This window comes from Yoonia sp. (assembly GCF_017854415.1).
Classification (GTDB): Bacteria; Pseudomonadota; Alphaproteobacteria; order Rhodobacterales; family Rhodobacteraceae; genus Yoonia.
This window is the reverse complement of the sequence record NZ_JAFMHR010000175.1, coordinates 3,861-4,933: the sequence shown is the minus strand read 5'-3', so window position 1 is coordinate 4,933 and position 1,073 is coordinate 3,861. Positions and strand designations below refer to the sequence as shown.

Genomic DNA, 1,073 nt, shown 5'->3' with positions numbered 1-1,073 from the left:
ACCAAGATACTGAACGAAGAAGTCACTTTGCGCGCCACATATGAGGGCGGTTTGCTAAGCTATAGCAAGGGGTCCAGCCGCGTAACGGATCGTTTCTTCCTTGGCAGCAGCGTCATGCGCGGGTTTGATCCAGGCGGTATTGGTCCACGTGACAAGGTCACGGATGATGCATTGGGCGGAACGGCTTTCTCGGTGATCCGTCTTGAAACAGAGTTTCCTTTGGGTTTGCCAAGCGAGTACGGGATCACAGGCGGTGCCTTTATCGATTATGGTTCGGCTTGGGATGTGAGCACCGATACAGACGCGGATATTCTGTATGACGATTTTGTTCCGCGTACCGTCGCTGGTCTATCAATCTTCTGGACTACGCCGTTTGGGCCACTGCGTTTTAACTGGACCGAGGCGCTGGAAGCCGAAGAGTTCGATAACACTACTAACTTTGACGTGACAATCTCGACGAGCTTCTGATGATTGTGATGCGGGTCTTCTTTGTTTGGCTGATGCTGGCGTTGCCTGCCGCAGCCCAACAAAGTGGCCCGCCCGTTCTTATCGTCGACAGCGAGCGATTGTTTTTTGAAACTGCGTATGGCCGCAATTTGACAGAGACATTGGCGGCACAAGCGGCGGCCTTGCAGGCTGAAAACGACGAAATCGTGGACAGCTTGACCCAAGAAGAGCGCAGTTTGACTTTGCGGCGCCCCGAGATGACCCACGAGGCGTTTCGCGCAGAAGCCGAAGCTTTTGATACCAAGGTCCAAGAAGTGCGCCGCGTGCGGGATGCAAAGAACGTAGACCTGCAGGTCGCAACGGCACAGGCACGCGCCCAATTCGAAGATCAGGTGCAAGGTATTATCGCAAACATTATGCTTGAACGCGGGGCTGCACTGGTGCTTGAACAACGCAATGTCGTCCTATCTGTGCGCGCGGCCAACATCACCGACGACGCAATTGCCCGCATTGATCGTGAACTGGGTGACGGCGAACCCTAGCACAAGCTTGTCGGGCTGCTGCTGCCTTGTTAGTCATAGTGAACAGCGGTCAAGACCCGCACAACCAAGAAAAAAGGGCCGCAT

2 protein-coding genes are annotated in these 1,073 nt (G+C 54.5%); both read left to right on the top strand.

Features of this window, described 5'->3' with window-relative positions:
• Nucleotides 1–468, top strand: a 468-nt coding sequence (locus QZ197_RS14720) for a BamA/TamA family outer membrane protein (RefSeq protein ID WP_296432905.1), incomplete at its 5' end; no start/stop codon positions are given.
• Nucleotides 468–989 (top strand): OmpH family outer membrane protein, encoded by a 522-nt coding sequence (locus tag QZ197_RS14715; RefSeq protein ID WP_296432903.1) that lies wholly within the window; start codon nt 468–470, stop codon nt 987–989. The genes QZ197_RS14720 and QZ197_RS14715, both read left to right, overlap by 1 nt.
• Nucleotides 990–1,073 lie beyond the last annotated feature (84 nt).